This is a genomic window from Parahoeflea olei (assembly GCF_001703635.1).
Taxonomy (GTDB): domain Bacteria; phylum Pseudomonadota; class Alphaproteobacteria; order Rhizobiales; family Rhizobiaceae; genus Hoeflea; species Hoeflea olei.
This window is the reverse complement of the sequence record NZ_LQZT01000001.1, coordinates 317908-343941: the sequence shown is the minus strand read 5'-3', so window position 1 is coordinate 343941 and position 26034 is coordinate 317908. Positions and strand designations below refer to the sequence as shown.

Genomic DNA, 26034 nt, shown 5'->3' with positions numbered 1-26034 from the left:
CCGGTTCACGGCCTGGTCAGGCGGGCGTAAACATCAGTGTCGCCAATGGCGGCAATGCCAGTTCGGCAATGGCGCGTCCCTCTTCCGGACGGGCCATGACTTCGCCGAGATTGCCTTTTCCCGAGCCACCATAGATGGTCGAGTCCGAGTTGAAAATCTCACGCCACAATCCTTTCCCGGGCATCGGCACACGGTAGCCCTCGCGGTAGGCGGGCGTCAGGTTGGCGACCACCACCACCGGCTTTTCGCCCGGTGCGCGCCGCACCCAGGCAAACACCGAATTGGCCCGGTCGTCCGCGATCAGCCACTCGAACCCCTCCGGTTCGCAGTCGCGGGCGTGGAGCGCCGGGGTGCTGGCGTAGAGCCGGTTGAGATCGCGCACCAGGTCCTGCATGCCGTGGTGGCGCGGATCGTCGAGATGGTCCCAGTCGAGCGAACGGGCCTCGCTCCATTCGCCGCGCTGGGCGAATTCCTGGCCCATGAACAGAAGCTTCTTGCCGGGATAGCCCCACATGAAGCCGAAATAGGCCCGGACATTGGCGAATTTCTGCCATTCGTCGCCCGGCATGCGCGTGAGCATGGTGCCCTTGCCGTGCACCACCTCGTCGTGGCTGACCGGCAGCACGAAATTCTCCGAGAAGGCGTAGATCAGGCCGAAGGTCATTTCGTCGTGATGGTGGCTGCGGTAGATCGGGTCGCGCTGGAAATAGCTCAGCGTGTCGTGCATGAAGCCCATGTTCCATTTGAAGCCGAAGCCGAGCCCGCCCTCGTGGACGGGCGCCGAGACCTTGGGCCAGGAGGTCGATTCCTCGGCGATGGTGACGATGCCGGGATGGCTGCCATAAACCGCCTTGTTCATCTCCTGCAGGAAGGCCACGGCTTCGAGGTTCTCGCGGCCGCCGTGCCGGTTGGGGACCCATTCGCCCTCCTTGCGCGAATAGTCGAGATAGAGCATCGAGGCCACCGCATCGACCCGGATGCCGTCGACATGGAAGGCCTCGGCCCAGTAGAGCGCGTTGTTGACGAGATAGGACACCACTTCGCGGCGGCCGAAATTGTAGATCGCGGTGTGCCAGTCGGGATGGAAGCCCTGGCGCGGATCGGCATGTTCGTAGAGCGCCGTGCCGTCGAAGCGGGCCAAGCCGTGGGCATCGGTGGGGAAATGCGCGGGCACCCAGTCGATCAGGACGCAAAGCCCGACCTGGTGGGCGCCATCGACGAAACGGGCAAAGCCTTCGGGTTCGCCGAACCGGGCCGTGGGCGCGTAAAGCCCCGTGGTCTGGTACCCCCAGGAGGGATCATAGGGGTGCTCGGAGATCGGCAGGAACTCGATATGGGTGAAGCCCATTTCCACGCAATAGGGGATCAGCTCATCGGCCAGTTCGTCCCAGGACAGGAAGCGTCCGTCCGCATGCCTGCGCCAGGAGCCCGGATGCACCTCGTAGATCGACATCGGCTGGCGGCGCGGATCGGTCCTGCTCCAGTGCGCGCGATGGGCGCTGTCGCCCCACTCGTGCTCGAGTTCGGCGGCGACGATCGATGCGGTCGCGGGCCTGAGTTCCGCCCGGCGGGCGAAGGGATCGGCCTTGAGCGGCAGGCGCTCGCCATTGGGGCCTATGATCTCGTATTTGTAGGTTGCTCCGGGCTTCACGCCGGGGGCGAAGATCTCCCACACCCCGACATCGAGGCGCAGCCGCATCACATGGCGGCGGCCGTCCCAGCCGTTGAATTCGCCGACCACGGAGACGCGGCGTGCATTTGGGGCCCAGACGGCGAAATGCACGCCGTCCGCACCCTCGTGACGCATCGGATGGGCGCCGAGCTTCTCGAACAGCCTGAGATGCGAGCCTTCCGCGATGAAATAGTCGTCCATCGGGCCGAGCACGGGGCCATGGCAATAGGGGTCCTCGATGGTCCAGGTTCCGCCGTCATTGGCCGCGGCATAGGTGACGGGCTCGCGCCCGCTCAGATCCACCCGGCCTTCGAACAGGCCGGGCGCCGCGCCGCTGTCGAGCCGGCCAACCGGCCTTCCGCCTAAGTCATGTGCCGTGATTTCGCTGGCGCCGGGCGCGAACACCCGGGCGATGAAGCCGTCTCCAAACTGATGAACGCCGAGAACGGAAAAGGGGTCCCGGTGCGTGCCCGAAGCGATCGCTTCCGCTTCCGGGGCCGGAAGGTGAAAGTCCTTCCAGGCCTCATCGCGCACGGTTCCCTTTTGTGTCATGGACCGGCTTTCCATATTTCCTTTGCATACTGGCGTATCGTCCGGTCCGAAGAGAACCAGCCGACGCGCGCCGTATTGAGGATAGTACGGCCATACCACGCCTCTTCGTCAACCCACAAACTGTCCACCTGGCGTTGCGCCCTGGTGTAGGCGTCGAAATCGGCTGCGACCATGAACCAGTCATGCTCGTAAAGCCCCGAAATGAGGCCCGAAAAGCGGTCCCGGTCGTCCGGACTGAAGACGCCGGAGGCAATTGCGGTCAAAGCCTGCGACAATTCGCGTGAGTTCTCGATGACCGCACGCGGGTTGTATCCGTCCGCCCGCTGCTGGGCCACTTCCTCGGCGGTCAGGCCGAAAATGACGATGTTGTCCTCGCCCACGCATTCGCGGATCTCGACATTGGCGCCGTCGAGCGTACCGATCGTCAGCGCGCCGTTGAGCGCGAACTTCATGTTGCCGGTGCCCGAGGCTTCCATGCCGGCGGTGGAGATCTGCTCGGAGAGATCGGCCGCCGGCACCATCACCTCGGCCAGCGAGACATTGTAGTTCGGAATGAACACGATCTTGAGCAGGCCGCGCACGGTCGGATCGTTGTTGATCACCCGGGCCACGTCATTGGCGAGCTTGATGATCAGCTTGGCATTGTAGTAGCTCGGCGCGGCCTTGCCGGCGAAGAACTTGACCCGCGGCGTCCAGTCGAGCTCGGGATGCGAGCGGATCTGGTCATAGATCGCCACCGCCTCGATGATGTTGAGCAATTGCCGCTTGTACTCGTGGATGCGCTTGATCTGGATGTCGAACAGAGACGAGGGATCGAGCCGGATCCCCATGCGCCGCGCGACCAGGTTCGACAGGCGCACCTTGTTGTCGCGTTTGACATTGGCGAAGCGGGCTCGGAACCCTGCGTCGCGGGCGAAGGGCTCCAGGGCCTTGAGCTTTTCGGCATCGTCCATGAAATCGTCGCCGATCGCCTCGCGGATCAGCCCGAACAGGCCGCGATTGCACTGCATCAGCCAGCGCCTGGGTGTGATGCCGTTGGTCTTGTTGTTGATGCGGTCGGGATAGAGCCCGTGCAGGTCCGAAAACACGGTCTGCTTCATCAGTTCCGTGTGCAGCGCCGAGACGCCGTTGATCGAATGCGAGCCGAGAAAGGCGAGGTTGCCCATGCGCACGCGCCGGTCGCCGGCTTCGTCGATCATCGAGACCGCACGGATCTTCTCGTCGCTGAAGCCGCGATCCTTGCGCGCATGGCGCAGCACGTTGGCATTGATGGCGTAGACCAGTTGCATGTGCCGCGGCAGCAACCGCTCGAACAGCGGCACCGGCCAGCTTTCGAGCGCTTCGGGCAGCAGCGTGTGGTTGGTGTAGCTGAAGGTGGCGCGGGTGATGTCCCAGGCCTGGTCGAAATCCATGCGGTGGATGTCGATCAAGAGCCGCATCATTTCGGCCACCGAGACGGCGGGATGGGTGTCGTTGAGCTGGATGGCGACCTTGTCGGCCAGCGTCCTCAAGTCGCCATACTGCTGGAGATGCCGCCTGAGAATGTCCTGCAACGAGGCGGAGGAAAAGAAATACTCCTGGCGCAGGCGCAGTTCCTGGCCGGCGGGCGTCTGGTCGGCGGGGTAGAGCACGCGCGCGAGCGCCTCGGCCTTGTTGCTTTCCCGCAGCGCGCCGATATGGTCGCCGGCATTGAAGGCATCGAGCAGGATCGGGTCGATCGGCTGGGCGGTCCAGAGCCTGAGCGTGTTGACGCGCTTGGCGCGCCAGCCCACCACGGGCGTGTCGAACGCGGTGGCGATCACGCGTTCCTGCGGTTTCCAGATGCAGCGCTGGGTTTCGTCCGAACCGTTACCGATGGTGTCGACCGAACCGCCGAAGCCGATCTCGTAGGCGCTCTCGCGGCGCTGGAACTCCCAGGCATTGCCGTTGGCGAGCCAGGTCTCGGGCAGTTCCACCTGCCAGCCGTCGCTCATCTGCTGCCGGAACAGGCCGTGGACATAGCGGATGCCGTAGCCATAGGCGGGGACATCGACGGTGGCCATGGATTCCATGAAACAGGCCGCGAGCCGCCCCAGACCGCCATTGCCCAGGGCCGCGTCGGGCTCGAGCGCGGTGACGGCGTCGAAATCGACGCCGAGCGAATTGAGTGCCTCGCGGACCTCGTCGATCATGCCGAGATTGGACACCGCGTCGCGGGTCAGGCGCCCGATAAGGAATTCCAGCGAGAGATAATAGACCCGCTTGCCACCGGTCTCGTAGGTCTGCCGGGTCGAGGCCATCCAGCGGTCGATCACACGGTCACGGATGACCAGGATGGTCGCCGTCATCCAGTCATGCGGCTTGGCGACCTTTGCGTCCTTGCCGATCGAATAGGTCAGGCGTTCGATGATTTCGGCGGCGAGCTTGGCGGGGTCGGCGCTGCGCGGCGGCGGGGAGGGGAGGTCGGCGATCACGGACTTGGTTATCATGGAATGTCCCGTTCTGCTTGAGTTTGCGCCGGGAGGCACCCTGCGCAAACAGAAACTGTTTTAGCAAGCGGCGTGCCAAGCAATGAATGATTTTGCCGTCAATATCCAGCATTTAAATCCATTGAATTGACCAATCAGGCTTTGTTGTGCGCCAGATGCAACGTCGTTCAGCCTGTTTTTTGATCTGTGCGGCGCCGATCCGTGCAGGTTCCTGCGCCACGAAACCCGTCGGCGCGGGCCTTTGCGGTGCTCCGCCGCGGCCGCCGCGGCAAAATACCACTGCGCCGCCGCCCGGGTGGTCCGTCCGGCGCTGTCTCTGCCTATATTTCGGGCATGATTGAATTTTTGGCACGCCCGATTGACAATGGACGGGAAGCAAGCTTCTTTTTGTCCAAACATAACAAAACCGGATGCGCGACAAGTGCACCGTATAACCAGAAGGGAACAGCACCATGAAACTCAAAGCATTCATGACGACAGCCATGGCCGGTCTCATCGGCCTTGCCGCCCTGGGGGCGGCCCATGCCGAGGATATCCTTGACAAGGTCAAGGCGGCCGGGGTGCTCAAGGTCGGCACCGAAACCGCTTTCGCGCCGTTTGACTTCATCGACGCCGGTCAGCATGTCGGCATGAATGTCGACCTGTTCGCCGAGATCGGCAAGGAACTGGGCGTCGAAATCGAATGGGTGACGCTGCCCTGGGACGGCGTGTTTCCGGGGCTGGAATCGGGCAAGTTCGACATGGTGGCCGGCCCCGCGACCATCACCAATGACCGCATGAAGCGGTTCCGCTTCACCTCGCCGGTCGCCGAAGCCACGGTGGCGCTGCTCAAGAAGGCCGGCGACGAGACCATCACCAAGCCCGAGGACATCGCCGGCAAGCCGGTCGGCTCCGGCAAGGCCACGGCGCAGCTTGCCCAGGTGATCGAATACGGCAACACGCTGCCGAGCCCGATCGAACCCAAGGAATATGTGAGCTTCAACGAGGCTTACGCGGATCTCGCGGCCGGCCGCGTGGTGGCCGTGGCGAACTCGTTCCCGAACATCGCCTATGTCGCCCAGCAGCGGCCCGAGACCTTCGAGCTGGTCGAGCCGCCGTTCGGCGTGAAGACCTATTTCGGCTTTCCCGGCCGTCCGGATCCGGAATATGCCACGTTGATGGATGCGATCGACGCCGCCCTTGCCGCCATCAAGGCGGACGGCCGCATGGGCGAAATCCAGAAGAAGTGGTTCGGCGTCGAGTTCGATACACCGGAAAAGATCGAAAAGGCCAATATCTGATCCGTCTTCGGGCGTTCTCCGCCGCCCCGGCTCCGGCTGCGGCGGCGGATCCTCCCATTGGCTTCATCGACCGCTTTTCCGGAAAGGTCCGCTCATGTCGTGGAAGCTGTTCTGGCTTCTGGTTGAGGCTTCAAGGCTGACGATCATCCTCAGCGCGGTCTCGATCTCGCTCGGCTTCGTCCTTGCCTCGCTGGTCTGTGCGGCGGTGATGTCCGGCAACCGGGCGGCACGGGCGGCGGGCAGGCTGTTCGTGAGCTTCTTCCGCGGCACGCCGCTTCTGGTTCAGCTGCTGCTGATCTATTACCTGCTGCCGCAGATCGGGCTCAACGTGCCGAGCGAGGTGGCGGCCATTGTCGGCATGTCGCTGTGCACCGCGGCCTACCAGGCCGAGATCCTGCGCGGCGGTTTCGTGAGCGTGCCCAGGGGGCTGATCGAGGCCGCCAATATGTGCGGCTTTTCGCCCGCAGCCACGTTCCGCCGCATCCGGCTGCCGATCGCGGTGCAACTGACAATCCCCGCGCTGACCAGTGAAGCGATCATGATGCTCAAATCCTCCTCCCTGGTTTCGGTCGTCGGCGTGATCGAGCTTACGCGCATGGCGCAGGACCTTGCCGCCAGCACCTACCGGCCGCTCGAACTCTATGCCGCCGCGGGCTTCGTCTATCTCGTCATCAACATCGTCGTCGCCGGCCTCGGGCTGGGGCTCGAGAAGCGCATGAGCTGGGGGCGGCTGTGACTTTCGATCTCGACCTGATCATCAGTTTCCTGCCCGACATTTTGCGCGCGCTCGGGGTCACCATCCTCTTGTGGATCGTGGGCTCCGCGCTCGGCATCCTGGTGGGTTTCGTCATCGCCGTGCTGCGGCGCTACGGGCCGCGGGGGCTCGACCTTGCGCTGCTTGCGCCGGTGGAACTGATCCGCGGCACGCCGTTCCTGGTGCAGATCTTCCTGCTCTATTACGGCGGCCCCTTCATCGGGTTGTCGCTCGACAGCGTCACCGCGGGCCTGGTCGGGCTCACGATCTACGGTGCGGCCTATTATTCGGAGCTGTGGCGCAGCGGGTTCAACGCCATTCCCCGCGGGCATATCGAAGCGGCGCAGTGCGTGGGGCTCAACCGCCGCCAGACGCTCAAGCGCATCATCCTGCCGGAAATGACCATGCTTTTGCTGCCGTCGATGGTCAACATGACGATCCTGATGCTCAAGGAAACGGCGATCCTGTCGATCATCTCGGTGCCCGAACTTACGCTCGCGGTGAGCGCGCTCGGCACCAAATATTATGCCTTCGTCGAGGGCTTTGCCATTCTGGCGCTGGTCTACTGGGCTCTGGTGGAAGCCTGCAGCGCCATGGGCCGCTATGCCGAACGCCGCCTTTCCAAATACAGGTTCGCTGCAACATGACCGAAAAACCTGCCATCAAGGTTGAAAAACTCGTCAAGCGCTTCGGCGCAAACACCGTGCTGTCCGGCATCGACCTCGTCGTGCCGCGCGGGCAGGTGACCTGCCTGATCGGCCCGTCCGGCTCGGGCAAGAGCACGCTTCTGCGCTGCATCGCCTTTCTCGAGGAAGCCAACGAGGGGCTGATCGAGATCAACGGCGAGCCGCTCGGCTTTACCAGCGGTGAATATGGCGAGCGCAACCGGCTGCCCGCCGCGCAGATCCAGAAGGTCCGCTCGCATATCGGCATGGTGTTCCAGCAGTTCAATCTCTGGCCGCACATGACCGCGCTCGGCAATGTCGCCGAGGCGCTGGTCACGGTGCGCGGCATGCCCCGCAAGGCGGCCGAGGAGCGGGCGATGGCGCAGCTTTCGAATGTCGGGCTCAGTGCCCGCGCGGGCCACTATCCGAGCGAACTCTCGGGCGGCCAGCAGCAGCGGGTGGCGATCGCGCGGGCGCTGGCGCTCGATCCGGACATCATGCTGTTCGACGAACCCACCTCCTCGCTCGATCCGGAACTGACCGGCGAGGTGCTCAACGTGATGCGCGAGCTCGCGCAAAGCGGCATGACCATGCTGGTGGTGACCCACGAGATCGGGTTCGCGGCCTCGGTCGGCTCCAAGATCGTGTTTCTCGATCACGGTGAAAAGATCGTCGAGGGCCGGCCGGACGAGGTGTTCGGCAAGCCGCGGCACGAGCGGATCGATCAGTTCCTCGACACCTATCTCGACCGTGGCGCGGCGACGCTGCTGTGAGCTGTGCGCGCCGCAGGAGCGGGATCGAGGTGACAGAATTCTGCGGGAATGCGACACTCGGATAAGGTCGCGAAGACGGAGAGATGGCGATGTTCGTGAAAAACGCATGGTATGTGGCGGCTCTTGCCCCGGAGGTCGGGCGCAGCCTCACGCAAGTCAGGATTCTCGGCGAGAATGTCCTGCTCTACCGCCGCGAGGATGGCGTGGCGATTGCGCTCGAGGATGCCTGTCCGCACCGCAAGCTGCCCTTGTCGATGGGCCGGCTCATCGGCGACGAGGTCGAGTGCGGCTATCACGGGCTGCGGTTCGATTGCGCGGGCGTGTGCACCCGGGTTCCCGGCGCCGAGCGCATTCCCCATGTCGCGCAGGTCAGGTCCTATCCGCTGGTCGAGCGCTACGGCATGCTCTGGATCTGGCCGGGCGACGCGGCGCTCGCCGATCCCGACAAGATCTTTCACATCGACCAGTGGGACAATCCGGACTGGGGCTCGAGCCGCGGCAACGCCATGGTGGTCGACTGCAATTATCTCTACATCACCGACAACCTGCTCGATCCGTCCCATGTCGCCTGGGTGCATCCCTCGTCCTTCGGCAACGCGGCCTGCGAGGATGTGCCGGTCAACACGCTCGAAAAGGACGACGGCGTGGTGGTGTCGCGCTGGATGTATGATGTCGACGTGGCGCCGTTCTATGCGCCGTTCGTGAAGTTTTCCGGCAATGCCGACCGCGAGCAGCACTACGAGGTGCGCTATCCCTGCCATGCGATCATTCGCGCGATCTTCGTGCCGACCGGCACCGGCGGACCGGGCAAGCCGCTGCACGAGGACGTGTTCCTGATGGACAGCTACAATTTCATGACCCCGATCGACGAGAAGCGGACGCGCTATTTCTGGTTCCAGATGCGCAATTTCGCCCCCGGCGACGAGGCGGTGTCGGAGCAGTTCGGACGCGCGGTGCAGGCGGCCTTCGAGGAGGACCGGATCGTGCTCAATGCGGTACAGATCGGCATGGACACGATGACCTCGCCCAACCTCAACCTCAAGATCGACAAGGGGCCGATCAAGTTCCGCCAGCATGTCGCGCGCCTGGTCGAGGCCGAACGACGGATGCCGCAGGCCGCGGAGTAGGGCGAAGGATTTCGCCTCCCTTTGGGGGGGGGAGGCGCTTCAGGCCGGGTTTCGTGCCTTCACTGAGGTTGCGAGCACGCACAGCAGCTCGAACATGATCGAGATGCCGAGCCAGGCGGTGCCGCCGGAAGCGTCGAAGGGTGGGGAGACCTCGACCAGGTCGGCGCCGATGATGTCGACGCCCGCAAGCTCGCGCACCACCTGCAGCGCCTGGAACGAATTCGGCCCGCCCACCTCCGGCGTTCCTGTTCCCGGCGCGAAGGCGGGATCCACGAAATCGATGTCGTAGGAGACGTATGTCGGCTTCCCGCCGGCGATCTCGTGCGCCTCGGCCATCACGTCGGCGATACCGCGGTCGAAGAATTCCTCGATCCGGATCAGGCGGATGCCGACGGATTTGGCGAAATCCAGGTCCTCGGTGTCATAGCTGGTGCCGCGGATGCCGATCTGCACCACGCGTTTGGGATCGAGCAGGCCTTCCTCGACCGCGCGGCGGAACGGGGTGCCGTGGGTAAACCGGGAGCCGTTGAAATAGCTGTCGAACAGGTCGGTGTGGCTGTCGAAATGGATCATGCCGACCGGCGCGTCCGCGGCGATGCCGCGCAGGATCGGCAGCGAGCACAGGTGGTCGCCGCCGGCTGTGAGCGGCACGATGCCCTTCTGCTTCACGCGCGCGTAAAAGCTGCTCATCCGCTCGAGCGAATCCATCAGGTCGGCCGGATTGGGCGGCACGTCGCCGAGATCGGCGCAGTTGACCAGCTCGAACGGGCGGATGCCCGTCGCCCCGTTGCCGGCGCGGATCATGGTCGAGAGGTCGCGCAACTGGCGCGGGCCGTGGCGCGGCCCCGGCCGGTTGGTGGTGCCGCCGTCCCAGGGCGCGCCGATCAGGCCGATCTCGACCTCGCCGATGCGCGGGTCGTCGAGGCCCACATGCGGCAGACGCATGAAGGTGGCAACGCCGGCAAAGCGCGGCAGGTCGAAGCCGGACACGGGATGGAAGAACGGGTCGCTCATGATGTCTCCGCGCAAGGGGATCGGATACGCACAGACCCCGGGCATCGGCAAACCCTTGGGCCTTCCGATTCATACAGTCTCGCAGGCCGCGAGTCTTTCTGTTTCTGCACTGGATTTTGCCGGCCGTGCGAATCGCCCGGCCCGGCCTTCGGATGGCCTTTGTGCGCCGGTGAGACCGGGCAGGGGCAAGATGCTTGCAATGGCGAGGGGGACGGATGGTGGGCGTAACAGGGATTGAACCTGTGACCCCTACAATGTCAATGTAGTGCTCTCCCGCTGAGCTATACGCCCATCCGATGCGGCGCATACACCACAGAAAGCCCCGTGCCGTCAATATGAAATCGGCGTTTTGTTTGCAGGCTTGTTTTTGCGTCCCGGATCCGGCGCGCGGGGGGCTTTGCCGGCGGGCGCGCACGGTAATGCGAAGCGGCGTGGGCACGCCGCTTCGGTCTTTTCGGATCAGCAGATGCGGTCGGTTCGAATCAGGCCGCGAGGATCATCTTGTTGACCTCGTCGACGAGGTCACGCAGATGGAACGGCTTGGACAGGACCTTGGCGTCGCGCGGGGCCTTCGAGTCGGGGTTCAGGGCGACGGCGGCGAAGCCGGTGATGAACATCACCTTGAGATCCGGGTCGAGTTCGGTCGCGCGGCGTGCGAGTTCGATGCCGTCCATCTCCGGCATGACGATGTCGGTCAGCAGCAGCGAGAACGGCTCTTCGCGAAGACGGTCATAGGCGCTGGCGCCATTGTCAAAGGAGCGGACTTCATAGCCGGCCTTTTCCAGGGCCTTGACCAGAAACCGGCGCATGTCGTTGTCGTCTTCGGCGAGAAGGATCTTCGGCGTCATTCTGTTTCCAACCTGTCTGCGTGCTCTTGGAGCTTTGAACCAGCTATCTCTACGCCCTTCCAGTAAACATCGGGTGAATGATGGCGATGTCAAGATGCCGCCGTGGCGGACTGGACAGGTGTGGGGGCAACTGGCAAGGTGATTCAAGCGGTTGCAGCCAGAGGGACAGATATGCGCGAAGCCGACGTGCACGGAGCGGATGACGAGCCGAATCCGGTTGCGCCCTACGAAGTCCGGCGCCCGCGGCAGCAGACCGAACCCTTCGTGTTCAACTCGCCGCATTCCGGCCGTGTCTATCCCGAATCGTTTCTCGCCACCTCCCGGCTCGACCGGATGGCGATCCGGCGGTCCGAGGACCACTATGTGGACGAACTCTTCGCCGATGTGACGCAGCTTGGCGCGCCGCTGTTTCATGCCCGGTTTCCGCGCGCCTGGCTCGATGTCAACCGCGAGCCCTACGAGCTCGATCCGCGCATGTTCGACGGGGCGCTGCCGTCCTTCGCCAATATCGGCTCGATGCGGGTGGCGGGCGGCCTCGGCACGATCCCGCGGCTTGTCGCGGAAAACATGGAAATCTATCGCGGCCGGCTGAGCGTCGACGAGGGGCTTGCCCGCATCGAGCAGGTCTATCGTCCCTATCACGCCACCCTGCGCCGGCTGATCGCCCACACCCATGTCCAGTTCGGCAAGGCGGTCCTGATCGATTGCCATTCGATGCCGGCCACCGTGCGCGTTGCCGGCGGCAGCCAGCGGCCCGATATCATCGTCGGCGACCGCTACGGCGCGAGCGCCTCGCATGATTTGTCGCGGGCGGCGGTGTCGTTCCTGTCCGGGCTTGGCTACCGCGTGGTGCGCAACAAGCCTTATGCGGGCGGGTTCATCACCGAGCATTACGGCCGGCCCGACCGGGGGCTGCATGCGCTGCAGATCGAAGTCAACCGCGGGCTCTATGTCGACGAATCGACGCTCGAGAAAACCGCGGGGTTCGATCTGCTCAAGACCGATCTCACAGAATTCGCAAGCCAGATGATGGCTTATGTGCGCGAGGATGGCGCCCAGGACCAGCTGGCTGCAGAATAGGGGGGCAGTGGCCCGTATCCGGCCGGATGCATGGCGCCGCCGGGCAAAAAAAACCGCGCGTGACGCGCGGTAAAATCTAGGGAGGAAACGCCCAAGGAGGGCATTCACAGTCTAAGACTGTTCCCGAACTATATTGCTGCAGCGCACAAAAGTCAATCTACTTCCAGGCCCGTTTTGTGCGCTTGCGAAGACTTGCGCCGTAGCGGCGCGGCTTGCATTTCCGTGCCGGGGAGTTCAGACCTTGAGGATCTGACCGGACGGTTTACGTCCGACCACATGAAATCCGCCTGGAGTGCACCGTGCTTCCCGATATCGCTTTCTTTGACGCCATTGCCGAGGCCGCCGCGGCCGAAACCCTGCCCCGCTTCCGCATGCAGCCCGACATCGACAACAAGCAGGAGGCCGGGTTCGATCCGGTGACCGAAGCCGACCGCGCCGCGGAAAAGGCGATCCGCCGGCTGATCGCGGAGCGCTATCCGGAGCACGGGATTCTCGGCGAGGAGCACGGGGACACCGGCCTCGACCGGGACTATGTCTGGGTGATCGACCCGATCGACGGCACCCGCGCCTTCATTTCCGGCCTGCCGGTCTGGGGCACGCTGGTCGGGCTTTATCACAAGGGCAGGGCGGTGATGGGCATGATGGACCAGCCGTTCACCGGGGAGCGCTTCATTGCCGGGCCCGGCAGCGCAGCGGTCAGGCGGGGCGGCCGGACCACGCCGCTGGCGACGCGCAAGCACGTCGCCCTCGACCAGGCCATCATGATGACGACCTCGCCGCTGATCTTCGCGGATGAACTGGCGCCGCGGTACCGGCAGGTCGAGCGGAGCGTTCGGCTCGCGCGCTACGGCTGCGATTGCTACGCCTATGCGATGGTGGCCTCGGGCCACATCGACCTCGTCATCGAGGCCGATCTCAAGCCCTACGATGTCGGCGGGCTGATTCCTCTGGTCGAACAGGCCGGCGGCGTGATGACCACCTGGAGCGGCGACAGGCCGGAATATGGCGGCACCATCATCGCGGCCGGCTCCAGGGCGCTGCACGAGGCCGCGCTCGAAGTGCTCAACCGGGCTGGCTGACCGCGCCCGATGCCGGATGCACCGATTCTTCGGGCGGGATGAAGGCATCGATCGCGGCGATCGCGGCGAGCCGGTACCGGTCGGTTTCCTGAAGCAGTTCGTGGCGGGCGCCGTCGATGAAGATCGCCTGTCCGGCGCGGAACCGGTTGCTGATCCGTTCGATCGCCTGCTGGGCGACCAGCGGATCGTTGCCGGCGCCGAGCATCAGCGTCGGGACCCGGATGCTGTCGAGATGCTCGAGACGTCCGACCCGCTCCATGGCGCAGAGCATCTCGCTGACCCAGCTTGCGGTGGGCGGCCCCAGCCGCAGTTCCGGATGCGCGGTATAGAGCGCCAGGTTGCGCGCGAACCGCTCCGGGTCGGTGGTCAGCGCATTGTTGCGGAAGGGGCGCGGAAACCGGTCCCGGCCGGTGCTGACCCAGCCGAAGCCCGTCAGCCGCATCGCCCGCGTGATGAAGCGGATCACCCAGGCCGGAACCGGCTGGTTGGAGAGCTCCACGAAGGGAGCTGTCAGCACCATCCGCTCGATGCGGTTGGTCAGCCCCGGGGCCATCGACAGCGCCACCAGCGCGCCCATGGAATGGGCCACCATGCAGAACGGCAGCCGGGTCTCCGGCAGTACGATGGTTTCGAGAAACACCGACAGGTCGGCCTGCAGATCCGAAAACCGGCGGACATGGCCGCGCAAGGGGTTTTTAAGCAGCCGGTCGGACATGCCCTGGCCGCGCCAGTCGAATGTCGCCACCCACAGGCCGCGATCGGTGAAATGCCGGATGGTCTCGAAATATTTCTCGATGCTCTCGTTGCGGCCCTGCAGCAGCACCACAGTGCCGCGGGCGACCGGGACATCGGACTTGAAGATCGCATAGCGCAACCGCTTGCCGCCGGCGCTGGTGAACCAGCCGACGACATGCTTGTCGGGCACGGGATTGCCGTCCGTTTCGACCAGGATCGGAAGATCGTCGCTCATGGACGTCCGGATTAGTGGTTCGCCGCAGTTTGGTCAAAAGGAAAACATCGGCGCGGGACGGGAAATGGCCGGATCCGCGCTTGCGCGGGTCCGGCCGGCGCCCGGAGCAGAAGGGACAGGGGATGCCCCGGGCCTGCCAGGCCTTTCGGCTCTGACGGTCGAAGGATCGCAGGTCGCCGGTGAACGGCATCCGAACGGCCGGTTCATCGCCCGTTCATGCGGGGCGGGCCGGAGCAGCGGCAGGGTGCGAAACAGGCTCTTGAACCCGGGAACGGGAGTACCCACATGTGTCCTGCAGGCGCCGATTACCGGGCTTGCTGGCCGGTTTGCCGCCCGATGCGGGGCAGACAGAGCCATGAACGCCAAACCAGATGTTGCTCTCAAGGAGGACACCCATGCGTCACGTTGATTTTTCGCCCCTCTATCGCTCCACCGTCGGTTTCGACAAGCTCCTGACCATGCTCGACAGCCTCGCGCCCACCGAGCAGGCCCAGTCCTATCCGCCCTACAATATCGAACGCACCGGCGATAACACCTATCGCATCACCATGGCGGTGGCCGGTTTCGGCGAGGACGAGATTTCGATCGAAGCCCGCGAACACGTTCTGACCGTGAAGGGCGAGAAGGCCGAGGACAAGGAAACCGAAGGCACGGAATTCCTCTATCGCGGTATCGCCAAGCGCGCCTTCGAGCGGCGCTTCCAGCTGGCCGACCATGTCGAAGTCACCGGCGCATCGCTGCGCAACGGGCTTCTGCATGTCGATCTGGTCCGCGAGATCCCGGAAGCCATGAAGCCGCGTCGCATTGCGATCACCAGCGACACCGGCGGCCAGCCCAGGCAGATCGAAGCAACCAAGGCCTGATCCCATCCCCCAGTGGACCATGTCTTGCAGGCGCCCGGGAGACCGGGCGCCTTTATCATGTCTGCGGAACGGCTCGGCCGCGGGCGATGAGGGCGTCGAGCGAGACAAGCCCCGGCCCCTTGAGGGCGATCACCGCGAGCGGCACGAGCCAGAGCAGCCGCTGGTCGGCGATGACGGCATCGGGAAAGCGGTCGAACAGGGCGCCGACGGCCTCCGCGCCGATCTGGTGGACGGTGATGTCGACCAGCGACTGGACGCAGATGAATCCGATCATGCCGATCGCCGCCAGCCGGGAGCACAGGCCGATCACGATCAGCAGCGGCAGGAGAAGCTCCGCATAGGTCCCGAGCACCACCATCAGCCCCCAAGGAAGAAACACCACCTTGTCGAGATCGCCGCCGGCGGCTTCCACGGCCGGCAGCGCGATCTGGTAATAGGCGCCGGGCGAGATCGAAAACAGGCCGGCCAGCCCGTCGCCGAGCTTGGTTTTCGCCGAACTGTGGAAATATCCCAGCAGCACCGCGGCGAAGGCAAAGCGGGCGAGAAAGCCGAGCAACCATTGGTCGCCGTGCCGTTCGAGCCATGTGAAGAGACGGGCATACAGGGCGGCGGCATGACGGATCGCGGACATCACGGGGATCACTCCATCCGGGCCGGCAGCAGGGTGCAGGCCGTGAAGACGCCGGCTTCCAGCAGGACCGACAGGGCCGCGGGCAGGGCGAACCCCGGGTGGCTTGCAAGCGTGTGCGAAGCCGCCGCGGCCAGCGTCTCTCCCCGGATCAGGGCCTTGAGGAATGGTGCCGCGCCGGGTGCCAGGCGCCGCACTTCGACGGTGTGGCCCGGCCGGGTCACGAGCCCGTCCTCGGGCTCCTGCGGCCTGATGCCGTCGAGCGGCCGGTGTCCCCGCGATGCGGAGAAGATCGACACGGCGGCAAAGCGGCTTTCGACGATGCGGGTTGCCGGATGCGCGGTGAAGATCACGTCGTTCAGGCGTTCCTGGGGGATGGCGCCGAGCGCCGTCGGGTCGAGCGGCAGCGCGTCTTCGGCGTGCACCGCGTCGAGCCAGGCCCGTTCGAGCCGGGCGACATCGGCGAGGTAGGGATAGGGCCGAAGCGGCTCCGTGCGCTCGAGAAGTGCGGCGAAACCCGCGCCATATTCAAACAGCACCGGGGAAGCCGGCGGCTCCTCGACGAGATGGAGCCGGGCGAGCGAGCGGAAGGCTTCCTGGCCGACGAGCCGCTCGATTGCGGGGAAAATCGCGGCGAGCGCGTCGATGCGGGTGACGGTCACGGTGTTGCGGTAGACCGCGAAGCGCCTGTCCGCGGCCTTGCCGCGCGCGGCGGTGATGCCCTCGGGCAGCGGCCGCTCCGGATCGATCAGCGCGGCGGCGAACAGGGACTGTGCGGCCGGGCGCATTCCGCTATTCCGCGGCATGACGCGACCCCAGCAGCGAGGCGGGGCCAAGCCGGTCGAGAATCGCGTCGGCGAGCGACAGCTCGCGGCGCAGCACCGGCCAGTCGGGCACGTCGTTGTTCCATTCGATCAGCGTCGGCAGCGGACCGGTCTGGCTGATGACGATTTCGAAGAGTTTCCATACGGCCTCGGCCACCGGGCGGTCATGGGCGTCGATCAGCAGCGGTTCGCCCTCGTCGTCGAGGTCTTCCGCATGGCCGGCAAGGTGGATCTCCTCCACCAGTTCGAGCGGGAAGCGCCTGAGATATTGCAGCGGCTGGAAGCTGTGATTGGTGGCGGAGACGAACACATTGTTGATGTCGAGCAAGAGCCCGCAGCCGGAGCGCGCGGCGATTTCGCGGATGAAGTCCGTCTCTGCCATCGTCGAGTTTTCGAACAGCACATAGGTCGAGGGGTTTTCGATCAGGATCCGGCGCTTCAGGCGCTCCTGGACCTGGGAGACATGGCGGGCCACCCGGTCGAGCGTTTCGGCGGTGTAGGGCACCGGCAGCAGATCGTTGAAATAGCCGGTCTCGTGGCTCGACCAGGCCAGATGCTCCGACACCATGGCCGGCTCGTAGCGCTCGACCACGCGGGCGAGCCGTTCGAGGTGGGTCGGATCGATGCCGCTTTCCGAGCCGATCGACAGGCCCACGCCGTGTACGGAGAGCGGGAAGCGCTCGCGGATCGCGGTCAGGGCCCGGTGCGGGGCGCCGCCGGCGCCCATGTAGTTTTCGGCATGGACCTCGAAGAACCCGACCGGCCGGTCATCGGCGAGGATCTGGTCGACATGCCCGGGCTTGAGGCCCGCCCCCGCACGCGGCGGGAGCGGGGCGCAAGAAAAACGCGGTGTCTCAGTCTGGGGCGAACAGGGGGTGGATCGCATCCTTCCGGTCCTTCCGTTTCTCTCGCATTTCGGGATCGATCAGGGCGGCCGGATCAGGCCGGCATGTCGCGCTCGAGCGGTTCGAGCGAACCCTTGCGGCCGCCTTCGAGGCTCATCGTGGTGCAGGTGCCGGCCTCGACGCTTTTCCAGGCATTGCCCTGGTAGTCGACCTTGGAGGTGCCGGCGCAGGTGGTGCCGGGGCCGGCGGCGCAATCGTTCTGTCCGGCCATGGCCACGCCGTAGCATTTCTCGGTCGCGGCCAGGGCGCTGCCCGCCGAGGCCAGGACCGTGGCACCGGTCAGGGCCATGGCCACCGCGCTTGCGAGCGCCGACGCGCTGATGAGTGTCGTGTTGGACATGCTGTTCTCCTCTTGGTTGTTCTTGATCCATGTGCCGGGGCTGGTGTGGCCCGGCAGAACAACCATGGAGAAATCGCGCATCACTTGGAAATCAAGCGCGCGTTATCCGGCTTCAATTGCGTGTGAGGCGGGTGTGAAGGCCCGCAGCGCGTGCGGCCTATTGCAGCAGGTCGACAAAGCGGTCGACTTCGTCTTCCGTGGTGGCAAAGCTCGTGACCAAGCGCAGCATGATCTCGTCGCTGCCGAGCGCGGGTGCCAGCGAGGCCGGTGCGTGCCATTCGTAGAACTTCGCTCCCTTCGCGGTCATCTCGGCGGCGCGCTGCCGCGAAACAATCGGGAAGGTCTCGTTGGCCGGGCTGCGCCAGCCGAGCCGCGCATGCTCGGCGCTTTCGATGCCGTCCTGCAGCCGCGCCGCCATGCGGTTGGCGTGGCGGGCGAGCTCGAGCCAGAGCCCGTCCTGGAAATAGGCGTCGAACTGGGCGGCGATGAACCGGCTCTTGGAGAAGAGCTGTGCGCCGCGCTTGCGGATATAGGGAACCTGGGTGGCCGCGGCAGGATCGAGGAAGACCAGTGCCTCGGCGCACCAGCAGCCGTTCTTGGTGCCGCCGAAGGAGACGAAGTCGACGCCCAGATCCGCCGTCATCTGTGCCGGCGTGAGGTCAAGCGCCACCAGGGCATTGGCGAAGCGCGCGCCGTCCATGTGCAGCGCCAGGCCATGGGCCTTGGCTATCCCGGAAATGGCGCGGATTTCATCGGCGCTGTAGACGGTGCCGGATTCGGTCGCCTGGGTCAGGGTGATGGCGACGGGCTGGCCGCCATGCACGAAGTCGGGCGGAAACCGGCCGATCTGCGCCTCGAGCTGCCGGAGATCCATCTTGCCTTCGGCGCCGTCCACCGGCGCGAGCCGCGCGCCCTGGCTGAAAAACTCCGGTGCGCCGCATTCGTCGACCAGCACATGGGCCTCCCGGTGGCAGAAGGTGACGCCGCCCGGACGCGTCACGGCCGACAGCCCCAGCGCATTGGCGGCGGTGCCGGTGCCGACAAAGAACACCGCCACCTCGCGGCCGAAGATCTCGTTGAAGGTCTGTTCGACCTTGCGGTCGAGGTCGCTCGTGCCGTAGGCGGAGGCATGGCCGGCCGCATGGGTGGTGAGCGAGGCCGAGATTGCGGGATGGGCGCCGGCCCAGTTGTCGGACGTGAAGATCATGCTTGGGCTCCGATGCGAAATACCCTCCGCCTATCGCATGTTTTGCCGCGGTTTCAAAGCTTTGGCGTGCACATGGGAGCAGGCTTCACCCTGTCGCCGCACGCGGCTTCGTGCTCGTGCGGATCTCCAGTCCGCCGGGCGAAAACAGCAAAACACCGGAATGTGGCGCGTTGGAGCAATATTCGTGCGCGAGTCCCCGCCTGTGGATCATTTACGGTCGCAGACCCCCGCTTTTTTCGGTCTTGTCTCTTGCGCTGGCGTCTGCATTCTGTCATAGAACACGAGAAATAGGACAGCCTTGCTGTCCTATTTGTGTCTGTCCGGGCCGCCTGGTCGAGGTCCCGGCGGATGCAGGGGGGTGAGCGCCGCATTCCGTCATCGCAGCGACGATCCGGACAAGGTGACCCACTTGCCCCTCCATGGTAGACACGTGCGCCGTGCGCTCTTGATCGAAAGAGCGGCCAGCATGCCGCACGAGGCCAGACGAACAGATGCATCCGGAACCAAAGCATCGCCGTCCGGGCGGTGGTTGACGGCGGCCCGGGACCAACCGCCGCGGCGGTCATGAAGGAGGAATGAAGATGGCAGATCACCCATCATCTCTGCAGAATGCGATTGCTCCCGCAGCTGGCGCCGCCGGCAAGCCGGCCGCCATGCAGACCTTTGGATTGCCGCCCAAACAGGGACTTTATGATCCGCGCAACGAGCACGACGCCTGCGGCGTCGGTTTTGTCGCGCACATGAAGGGCGTGAAGTCGCACCAGATCGTGCGCGACGGCCTGTTCATGCTGGAAAACCTCACCCACCGCGGCGCCGTCGGCGCCGACCCGCTGATGGGCGACGGTGCGGGCCTGCTCGCGCAGATCCCCGACCGGCTGTTCCGCGAGGAAATGGCGCTGCAGGGCGTGACCCTGCCCGCGCCGGGCGATTATGCCGTGGGCTTCCTGTTCATGCCGCAGGACGATGCGCTGTGCACGCATCTCAAGAACATCATTGCCGAAGTGGTGGCTGCCGAAGGCCAGGTGTTGCTCGGCTTCCGCGACGTGCCGGTGGATAATGCGTCCCTGTCCAAGGCACCTGACATCGCCGCCACCGAACCGCGCCACATTCAGCTTTTCATCGGCCGGGGCGAGGGGATTGAGTACCAGGTCGACTTCGAGCGTCGGCTGTTCGTGCTGCGCAAGGTCATCTCCAACCGCGTCTATGACGAGACCGACGGCCGCGACAACGGCTTCTATTTCGTGTCGCTGTCGACGCAGACGATCGTCTACAAGGGCATGTTCCTGGCCTACCAGGTCGGCGCCTACTACAAGGATCTGAGCGATCCCCGGTTCGAGACCGCCGTGGCGCTGGTGCACCAGCGGTTTTCGACCAACACCTTCCCGTCCTGGAAGCTCGCGCATCCCTATCGCATGGTCGCCCACAACGGCGAGATCAACACGCTCCGGGGCAACGTCAACTGGATGGCCGCGCGCCAGGCATCGGTGTCCTCGCCGCTGTTCGGCAGCGACATCTCCAAGCTCTGGCCGATTTCCTATGAGGGGCAGTCCGACACCGCCTGCTTCGACAACGCGCTCGAATTCCTGATCCGCGGCGGCTATTCGATGGCGCATGCGGTGATGATGCTGATCCCGGAAGCCTGGGCCGGCAATGCCCTGATGGGTCCCGACCGCAAGGCGTTCTACGAATACCATGCCGCGCTGATGGAGCCGTGGGACGGCCCCGCCGCCGTGGCCTTCACCGACGGGCGCCAGATCGGTGCCACGCTCGACCGCAACGGGCTCAGGCCCGCGCGCTATGTGGTGACCAATGACGACCGCGTCATCATGGCGTCCGAAGCCGGCGTTCTGCCGGTCGAGGAAAACACCATCGTGTCGAAGTGGCGGCTGCAGCCGGGCAAGATGCTGCTCATCGACATGGAAGAGGGCCGGATCATCTCCGACGAGGAGGTGAAGTCGACGCTCGCCGCCAAGCACCCCTACCGCGAATGGCTCGAGCGCACGCAGCTGATCCTCGAGGACCTGAAGCCGGTCGAGCCGCGCGCGCTGCGCAAGGATGTCTCGCTGCTCGATCGCCAGCAGGCCTTCGGCTACACCCAGGAAGACACCAAGATCCTGATGGCGCCGATGGCGACCACCGGCCAGGAGGCTGTGGGCTCGATGGGCACGGACACGCCGATCTCGGCGATGTCGGCCAGGTCCAAGCTGCTCTACACATATTTCAAGCAGAACTTCGCGCAGGTCACCAACCCGCCGATCGACCCGATCCGCGAAGAACTGGTGATGAGCCTCGTGTCCTTCATCGGTCCGCGGCCGAACCTGCTCGACCACAAGGGCGCGGCGCGCAAGAAGCGGCTCGAAGTGCGCCAGCCGATCCTGACCAATGGCGACCTCGAGAAGATCCGCTCGATCGGCCACACCGAAGACCGGTTCGACACCAAGACGCTCGACTTCACCTATGACAGCGAAAAGGGCGCGGACGGCATGAAGGCCGCGCTGGAACGGCTGTGCAACCGCGCCGAAGAAGCCGTCACCGGCGGCTACAACATCATCATCCTGTCCGACCGCCAGGTCGGTCCCGACCGGATCGCCATTCCGGCGCTGCTGGCGACGGCTGCGGTGCACCACCACCTGATCAACAAGGGTCTGCGCACCTCGGTCGGCCTCGTGGTCGAAACCGGCGAACCGCGCGAGGTGCACCATTTCTGCTGCCTCGCCGGCTATGGCGCGGAAGCGATCAACCCCTATCTCGCCTTCGACACGCTGCTCGACATGCACAAGCGCGGCGAATTCCCGCCGGAGGTCGATCCCTACGAAGTGGTGTCGCGCTACACCAAGGCGATCGGCAAGGGCATTCTCAAGGTCATGTCCAAGATGGGCATTTCCACCTACCAGTCCTATTGCGGCGCGCAGATCTTCGACGCGGTCGGGCTGTCGAGCGAGTTCATCGACACCTATTTCACCGGCACGGCAACGACCATCGAGGGCGTGGGCCTTGCAGAGGTCGCGACCGAGACCGCCGAACGTCACCGGCTCGCCTTCTCGAACGATCCGGTGCTGGCGACCTCGCTCGAGGTGGGCGGCGAATATGCCTACCGCATGCGCGGCGAGGAGCACGCCTGGACGCCCGACGCGGTGGCGCTGCTGCAGCACGCCGTGCGCGGCAACGCCCAGGACCGCTACCGCGAATTCGCCGACATGGTGAACCGCTCCTCGCTCCGGATGAACACGATCCGCGGCCTGTTCGACATCCGCACCGCCGAGCAGGCGGGCCGCGCGCCGGTGCCGCTCGACGAGGTCGAGCCGGCGGCCGATATCGTCCGCCGGTTCTCCACCGGCGCCATGTCCTTCGGCTCGATCAGCCGCGAGGCGCATTCGACGCTCGCCGTCGCCATGAACCGGATCGGCGGCAAGTCGAACACCGGCGAAGGCGGCGAGGAGCCCGATCGCTACATGCCGCTCTATGGCGGGGCCCGCAATCCGGAGCGCTCGGCGATCAAGCAGGTGGCCTCGGGCCGGTTCGGGGTGACGACCGAATATCTCGTCAATGCCGACATGATCCAGATCAAGGTGGCCCAGGGCGCGAAGCCTGGCGAGGGCGGTCAGTTGCCCGGCCACAAGGTCGACGCCACCATCGCCAAGACCCGGCATTCGACGCCGGGCGTCGGCCTGATCTCGCCGCCGCCGCACCACGACATCTATTCGATCGAGGACCTGGCGCAGCTGATCTTCGACCTGAAGAACGTGAACTCCCAGGCCGATATTTCGGTCAAGCTGGTGTCGGAAGTGGGGGTCGGTACGGTGGCCGCCGGCGTCGCCAAGGCGCGCGCCGACCATATCACCATCTCCGGCTATGACGGCGGCACCGGCGCATCGCCGCTGACCTCGCTCAAGCATGCCGGGAGCCCCTGGGAAATCGGCCTTGCCGAAACCCACCAGACGCTGGTGCTCAACGGCCTGCGCTCGCGCGTGGCGCTGCAGGTCGACGGCGGGCTCAAGACCGGCCGCGACGTGATCGTGGGGGCGCTGCTCGGGGCCGACGAATTCGGCTTCTCGACCGCGCCGCTGATTGCGGCCGGCTGCATCATGATGCGCAAGTGCCATCTCAACACCTGCCCGGTGGGCGTGGCCACGCAGGACCCGGTTCTGCGCAAGCGCTTCAAGGGCACGCCCGAGCATGTCATCAACTACTTCTTCTTCGTGGCCGAGGAAGTGCGCGAATGGCTCGCCGCCATGGGCTATCGTTCGCTCAACGAGATCATCGGCCAGTCCGAGCTTCTGTCCAAGGACCAGATGATCGAGCACTGGAAGGCCAAGGGGCTCGATTTCTCCCGGATCTTCCACAAGCCGGACGCCCCCAAGGAGAAGACCTACTGGACCGAGCGGCAGAACCACCCGATCGCCGACATTCTCGACCGGGTGCTGATCGAGAAGGCCAAGCCCGCGCTCGAGCACAAGCAGGCGGTCGAATTCGATGTCGACATCCGCAACGTGGACCGCTCCGCCGGCGCCATGCTGTCGGGGGAAGTGGCGCGGCTGTTCGGCCACAAGGGACTTCCCGAGGACACGATCCAGGTCAAGCTCAACGGCACCGCCGGTCAGTCCTTCGGCGCGTTCCTCGCCCATGGCGTGACCTTCACCCTGTCGGGAGACGCCAACGACTATGTCGGCAAGGGGCTTTCGGGCGGCTGCATCATCGTGCGCCCGCCGGAGAATTCGCCGATCGTGGCGGAGAAGTCGATCATCGTCGGGAATACCGTGCTTTACGGCGCGATCGAAGGTGAATGCTATTTCCGCGGCGTGGCCGGCGAGCGCTTCGCCGTGCGCAACTCGGGCGCCATCGCGGTGGTCGAGGGCGTGGGCGACCACGGCTGCGAATACATGACCGGCGGTCTCGTCGTCGTCATCGGCGAAACCGGGCGCAACTTCGCGGCCGGCATGTCGGGCGGCGTTGCCTATGTGCTCGACGAGGCCGGCGATTTCGCGCAGCGCTGCAACATGGCGATGGTCGAGCTGGAGCCGGTTCCCGAGGAAGACGACATCCTCGAGAAACTGCACCACCACGGCGGCGACCTGATGCACAAGGGACGCGTCGATGTCTCCGGCGACATGACCCGGCATGACGAGGAGCGGCTGTTCCAGCTGATCTCCAACCACATGCATTTCACGGGCTCCACCCGCGCCAAGGAGATCCTCGACAAGTGGGCCGATTACCGTCCCAAGTTCCGCAAGGTCATGCCGGTCGAGTACCGCCGCGCGCTGGTCGAGATGGAGCGGATGCGCATGGGCGTGGCGGCGGAGTGACGCCGGGGGCAGCCGCTCGCCGGCTGCTCCGGATGGCCGACGCGATCGCCGCTGCGGCGGTCGCCGGCGCCGTCAATGCCAGGGTCGACATGGAATTCATCGTACCGGGGCGGCGATAGGCCTGGCCTGCCGGTACTGGGGGCCTTGCTGGCCGCCACTCTGATGTGAGGAAGATAGTATGGGCAAGGTAACAGGTTTTCTCGAAATCGACCGTCAGACGGCGAAGTACCAGCCGGCGTCTGACCGCATTCGCCATTTCGGCGAGTTCACCATCCGGATGAGCGACCAGGAAGTCCAGAAACAGGCGGCCCGCTGCATGGACTGCGGCATTCCCTATTGCCATGGCCCCACCGGCTGCCCGGTGCACAACCAGATCCCCGACTGGAACGATCTGGTCTATAACGGCAACTGGGAAGAGGCGATCCGCAACCTGCACTCGACCAACAACTTCCCCGAATTCACCGGCCGCATCTGCCCGGCGCCGTGCGAGGAGGCCTGCACGCTCAACCTCGAGGACGCGCCGGTCACGATCAAGACCGTGGAACAGGCGATCGCCGACAAGGCCCATGAGCTGGGCTTCATCGTGCCGCAACCGGTGGCGGCGAAGACCGGCAAGTCCGTTGCCATCATCGGCTCCGGCCCCGCCGGCATGGCGGCGGCGCAGCAGCTTGCACGCGTCGGTCACGAGGTTCACGTCTACGAGCGCGAAAGCCGCCCCGGCGGGTTGCTGCGCTACGGCATTCCCGACTTCAAGATGGAGAAGCACTTCATCGATCGCCGCATCCAGCAGATGGAAGGCGAGGGCGTGACTTTCTTCTGCAATGTCAATGTCGGCGTCGACAAGAGCGTCGAGGAGATGCTCGCGACCTATGATGCGGTGCTCTATACTGGCGGTTCGGAAAAGCCGCGCGCGGTCGGCATTCCCGGCGCGGACTTGATCGGCGTGCACGATGCGATGCCCTATCTCGTGCAGCAGAACAAGCGCGTTGCCCGCGACAGCATCGACAATGTCGGCTGGCCGTCGCCTCCGGTGCTCGCCGGCGGCAAGCATGTCGTCGTCATCGGCGGCGGCGACACCGCGTCCGACTGCGTCGGCACCGCCTTCCGCCAGGGCGCGGTCAAGGTGACGCAGCTCGACATCCGCCCGCAGCCGCCCGAAAAGGAAGACAAGCTCGCGGTCTGGCCCTACTGGGCAACCAAGATGCGCACGTCCTCCTCGCAGGCCGAAGGCGCGATCCGCGAATTCCAGGTCGGCACGCTCGAGATGGTCGGCGAGAACGGCGTCTTGACCGGCGTCAAATGCTGCCAGGTGGACGAGAAGCGCCATCCGATCGCCGGCTCGGAATTCCTGATCCGGGCGGATCTGGTGTTCGTCGCCATCGGCTTCCGCGGCGTGCTCGATGAGGGCGTGGTGAGCGAACTGGGCGACAAGCTCAAGATCGTCACCGACCGGCGCGGATCGGGCAATGTCGCCGCCAACGAGACCGACTACCGCACCTCGGTGGACAAGCTCTGGGCCGCGGGCGACGTGCGTCGCGGCCAGAGCCTGGTCGTCTGGGCGATCCGGGAGGGCCGTCAGGCTGCCCGCGAAATCGACCTGAGCCTGATGGGCGCCACCGATCTTCCGCGGTGAGGATCGGGGCCTGGGTTGCCTGACCGGACCCGCCTGACTGGGCCTGCCC

At 65.2% G+C, this 26034-nt stretch carries 21 protein-coding genes and 1 tRNA gene; 10 read left to right on the top strand and 12 right to left on the bottom strand.

Annotation, left to right across the window (positions count from 1 at the left end; genetic code table 11):
- Nucleotides 1–16 precede the first annotated feature (16 nt).
- The 3 genes from glgB to AWJ14_RS22100 all read right to left on the bottom strand — a co-directional run bounded on the left by glgB (nucleotide 17) and on the right by AWJ14_RS22100 (nucleotide 5176).
- Entirely contained in the window at nucleotides 17–2224 is a 2208-nt protein-coding gene (gene glgB / locus AWJ14_RS01620; protein WP_066174794.1) for a 1,4-alpha-glucan branching protein GlgB, read from the bottom strand.
- The gene (locus AWJ14_RS01615; protein ID WP_066173988.1) at nucleotides 2221–4692 is read right to left on the bottom strand and encodes a glycogen/starch/alpha-glucan phosphorylase; all 2472 of its coding nucleotides are present in this window, start codon (nucleotides 4690–4692) and stop codon (nucleotides 2221–2223) included. Before AWJ14_RS01615 ends, glgB begins: the two co-directional genes overlap by 4 nt.
- 112 nt (nucleotides 4693–4804) lie before the next feature.
- A complete protein-coding gene (locus AWJ14_RS22100) occupies nucleotides 4805–5176 on the bottom strand; it encodes a hypothetical protein (protein WP_139112494.1) in 372 nt (123 codons plus the stop codon).
- Here AWJ14_RS22100 and AWJ14_RS01610 point away from each other — a divergent pair.
- The 5 genes from AWJ14_RS01610 to AWJ14_RS01590 all read left to right on the top strand — a co-directional run bounded on the left by AWJ14_RS01610 (nucleotide 5145) and on the right by AWJ14_RS01590 (nucleotide 9291).
- On the top strand, nucleotides 5145–5972 hold the full coding sequence (locus AWJ14_RS01610; RefSeq protein ID WP_066173985.1) for a transporter substrate-binding domain-containing protein: 828 nt from the start codon (nucleotides 5145–5147) through the stop codon (nucleotides 5970–5972). The genes AWJ14_RS22100 and AWJ14_RS01610 overlap by 32 nt on opposite strands.
- Before the next feature lie 94 nt (nucleotides 5973–6066).
- Nucleotides 6067–6708: an amino acid ABC transporter permease gene (locus AWJ14_RS01605; RefSeq protein ID WP_066173982.1), complete on the top strand. Its 642-nt coding sequence runs from the start codon at nucleotides 6067–6069 to the stop codon at nucleotides 6706–6708.
- Nucleotides 6705–7373, top strand: coding sequence for an amino acid ABC transporter permease (locus AWJ14_RS01600; protein WP_066173979.1), 669 nt, complete (start codon nucleotides 6705–6707; stop codon nucleotides 7371–7373). The genes AWJ14_RS01605 and AWJ14_RS01600 overlap by 4 nt, the downstream gene beginning before the upstream one ends.
- Complete coding sequence (locus AWJ14_RS01595) at nucleotides 7370–8164, top strand: amino acid ABC transporter ATP-binding protein (protein WP_066173976.1); 795 nt, start codon at nucleotides 7370–7372, stop codon at nucleotides 8162–8164. The genes AWJ14_RS01600 and AWJ14_RS01595 overlap by 4 nt, the downstream gene beginning before the upstream one ends.
- A gap of 89 nt (nucleotides 8165–8253) precedes the next feature.
- A complete protein-coding gene (locus AWJ14_RS01590; RefSeq protein ID WP_066174791.1) occupies nucleotides 8254–9291 on the top strand; it encodes an aromatic ring-hydroxylating dioxygenase subunit alpha in 1038 nt (345 codons plus the stop codon).
- Nucleotides 9292–9330: 39 nt separating this feature from the next.
- Here AWJ14_RS01590 and AWJ14_RS01585 read toward each other — a convergent pair whose 3' ends face one another.
- From AWJ14_RS01585 to cpdR, 3 genes are all read right to left on the bottom strand, one after another.
- Nucleotides 9331–10305, bottom strand: coding sequence for an agmatinase (locus AWJ14_RS01585; RefSeq protein WP_066173973.1), 975 nt, complete (start codon nucleotides 10303–10305; stop codon nucleotides 9331–9333).
- 216 nt (nucleotides 10306–10521) lie between these two features.
- A tRNA-Val gene (locus tag AWJ14_RS01580) sits at nucleotides 10522–10596 on the bottom strand.
- A 191-nt stretch (nucleotides 10597–10787) separates the two neighbouring features.
- Complete coding sequence (cpdR, locus tag AWJ14_RS01575) at nucleotides 10788–11153, bottom strand: cell cycle two-component system response regulator CpdR (RefSeq protein ID WP_066173970.1); 366 nt, start codon at nucleotides 11151–11153, stop codon at nucleotides 10788–10790.
- A 171-nt stretch (nucleotides 11154–11324) separates the two neighbouring features.
- On the opposite strand from cpdR, the gene AWJ14_RS01570 reads away from it, so the two are divergent.
- Both AWJ14_RS01570 and hisN read left to right on the top strand, forming a co-directional pair.
- Entirely contained in the window at nucleotides 11325–12233 is a 909-nt protein-coding gene (locus AWJ14_RS01570) for an N-formylglutamate amidohydrolase (protein ID WP_066173965.1), read from the top strand.
- Nucleotides 12234–12532: 299 nt separating this feature from the next.
- Entirely contained in the window at nucleotides 12533–13312 is a 780-nt protein-coding gene (gene hisN / locus AWJ14_RS01565; protein WP_066173962.1) for a histidinol-phosphatase, read from the top strand.
- Here the strand turns inward: hisN and AWJ14_RS01560 are convergent.
- The gene (locus tag AWJ14_RS01560; RefSeq protein WP_066173959.1) at nucleotides 13296–14282 is read right to left on the bottom strand and encodes an alpha/beta fold hydrolase; all 987 of its coding nucleotides are present in this window, start codon (nucleotides 14280–14282) and stop codon (nucleotides 13296–13298) included. The two genes, hisN and AWJ14_RS01560, sit on opposite strands and share 17 nt — an antisense overlap.
- A 395-nt stretch (nucleotides 14283–14677) precedes the next feature.
- On the opposite strand from AWJ14_RS01560, the gene AWJ14_RS01555 reads away from it, so the two are divergent.
- On the top strand, nucleotides 14678–15145 hold the full coding sequence (locus tag AWJ14_RS01555) for an Hsp20 family protein (protein ID WP_066173956.1): 468 nt from the start codon (nucleotides 14678–14680) through the stop codon (nucleotides 15143–15145).
- A 55-nt stretch (nucleotides 15146–15200) separates the two neighbouring features.
- Here AWJ14_RS01555 and AWJ14_RS01550 read toward each other — a convergent pair whose 3' ends face one another.
- From AWJ14_RS01550 to AWJ14_RS01530, 5 genes are all read right to left on the bottom strand, one after another.
- A complete protein-coding gene (locus AWJ14_RS01550; RefSeq protein WP_066173954.1) occupies nucleotides 15201–15776 on the bottom strand; it encodes a DoxX family protein in 576 nt (191 codons plus the stop codon).
- Nucleotides 15777–15784: 8 nt separating this feature from the next.
- Nucleotides 15785–16561 carry an HvfC/BufC N-terminal domain-containing protein gene (locus tag AWJ14_RS01545; RefSeq protein ID WP_139112493.1) on the bottom strand — a complete coding sequence of 259 codons (777 nt, stop codon included), beginning with the start codon at nucleotides 16559–16561 and terminating at the stop codon, nucleotides 15785–15787.
- Nucleotides 16562–16565: 4 nt separating this feature from the next.
- Nucleotides 16566–17483 (bottom strand): MNIO family bufferin maturase, encoded by a 918-nt coding sequence (gene bufB / locus AWJ14_RS01540; protein ID WP_066173950.1) that lies wholly within the window; start codon nucleotides 17481–17483, stop codon nucleotides 16566–16568.
- Between the two features lie 53 nt (nucleotides 17484–17536).
- A complete protein-coding gene (locus tag AWJ14_RS01535) occupies nucleotides 17537–17842 on the bottom strand; it encodes a BufA1 family periplasmic bufferin-type metallophore (RefSeq protein ID WP_066174789.1) in 306 nt (101 codons plus the stop codon).
- A 157-nt stretch (nucleotides 17843–17999) separates the two neighbouring features.
- On the bottom strand, nucleotides 18000–19049 hold the full coding sequence (locus AWJ14_RS01530) for a threonine aldolase family protein (protein WP_066173948.1): 1050 nt from the start codon (nucleotides 19047–19049) through the stop codon (nucleotides 18000–18002).
- Nucleotides 19050–19630: 581 nt separating this feature from the next.
- Between AWJ14_RS01530 and gltB the strand changes: the two genes are divergently transcribed.
- Both gltB and AWJ14_RS01520 read left to right on the top strand, forming a co-directional pair.
- Complete coding sequence (gltB, locus tag AWJ14_RS01525) at nucleotides 19631–24352, top strand: glutamate synthase large subunit (RefSeq protein ID WP_245304087.1); 4722 nt, start codon at nucleotides 19631–19633, stop codon at nucleotides 24350–24352.
- 178 nt (nucleotides 24353–24530) lie between these two features.
- A complete protein-coding gene (locus tag AWJ14_RS01520) occupies nucleotides 24531–25985 on the top strand; it encodes a glutamate synthase subunit beta (protein WP_066173946.1) in 1455 nt (484 codons plus the stop codon).
- Nucleotides 25986–26034 lie beyond the last annotated feature (49 nt).

What these genes read in the sequence shown, in the direction of transcription:
- glgB (WP_066174794.1), bottom strand. Translation starts at nt 2,224, where the DNA reads ATGACACAAAAGGGAACCGTGCGCGATGAGGCCTGGAAGGACTTTCAC.
- AWJ14_RS01615 (WP_066173988.1), bottom strand. Translation starts at nt 4,692, where the DNA reads ATGATAACCAAGTCCGTGATCGCCGACCTCCCCTCCCCGCCGCCGCGC.
- AWJ14_RS01610 (WP_066173985.1), top strand. Translation starts at nt 5,145, where the DNA reads ATGAAACTCAAAGCATTCATGACGACAGCCATGGCCGGTCTCATCGGC.
- AWJ14_RS22100 (WP_139112494.1), bottom strand. Translation starts at nt 5,176, where the DNA reads ATGGCTGTCGTCATGAATGCTTTGAGTTTCATGGTGCTGTTCCCTTCT.
- AWJ14_RS01605 (WP_066173982.1), top strand. Translation starts at nt 6,067, where the DNA reads ATGTCGTGGAAGCTGTTCTGGCTTCTGGTTGAGGCTTCAAGGCTGACG.
- AWJ14_RS01595 (WP_066173976.1), top strand. Translation starts at nt 7,370, where the DNA reads ATGACCGAAAAACCTGCCATCAAGGTTGAAAAACTCGTCAAGCGCTTC.
- AWJ14_RS01590 (WP_066174791.1), top strand. Translation starts at nt 8,254, where the DNA reads ATGTTCGTGAAAAACGCATGGTATGTGGCGGCTCTTGCCCCGGAGGTC.
- AWJ14_RS01585 (WP_066173973.1), bottom strand. Translation starts at nt 10,305, where the DNA reads ATGAGCGACCCGTTCTTCCATCCCGTGTCCGGCTTCGACCTGCCGCGC.
- cpdR (WP_066173970.1), bottom strand. Translation starts at nt 11,153, where the DNA reads ATGACGCCGAAGATCCTTCTCGCCGAAGACGACAACGACATGCGCCGG.
- AWJ14_RS01570 (WP_066173965.1), top strand. Translation starts at nt 11,325, where the DNA reads ATGCGCGAAGCCGACGTGCACGGAGCGGATGACGAGCCGAATCCGGTT.
- AWJ14_RS01560 (WP_066173959.1), bottom strand. Translation starts at nt 14,282, where the DNA reads ATGAGCGACGATCTTCCGATCCTGGTCGAAACGGACGGCAATCCCGTG.
- AWJ14_RS01555 (WP_066173956.1), top strand. Translation starts at nt 14,678, where the DNA reads ATGCGTCACGTTGATTTTTCGCCCCTCTATCGCTCCACCGTCGGTTTC.
- AWJ14_RS01550 (WP_066173954.1), bottom strand. Translation starts at nt 15,776, where the DNA reads ATGTCCGCGATCCGTCATGCCGCCGCCCTGTATGCCCGTCTCTTCACA.
- AWJ14_RS01545 (WP_139112493.1), bottom strand. Translation starts at nt 16,561, where the DNA reads ATGCGCCCGGCCGCACAGTCCCTGTTCGCCGCCGCGCTGATCGATCCG.
- bufB (WP_066173950.1), bottom strand. Translation starts at nt 17,483, where the DNA reads ATGCGATCCACCCCCTGTTCGCCCCAGACTGAGACACCGCGTTTTTCT.
- AWJ14_RS01535 (WP_066174789.1), bottom strand. Translation starts at nt 17,842, where the DNA reads ATGTCCAACACGACACTCATCAGCGCGTCGGCGCTCGCAAGCGCGGTG.
- AWJ14_RS01530 (WP_066173948.1), bottom strand. Translation starts at nt 19,049, where the DNA reads ATGATCTTCACGTCCGACAACTGGGCCGGCGCCCATCCCGCAATCTCG.
- gltB (WP_245304087.1), top strand. Translation starts at nt 19,631, where the DNA reads ATGGCAGATCACCCATCATCTCTGCAGAATGCGATTGCTCCCGCAGCT.
- AWJ14_RS01520 (WP_066173946.1), top strand. Translation starts at nt 24,531, where the DNA reads ATGGGCAAGGTAACAGGTTTTCTCGAAATCGACCGTCAGACGGCGAAG.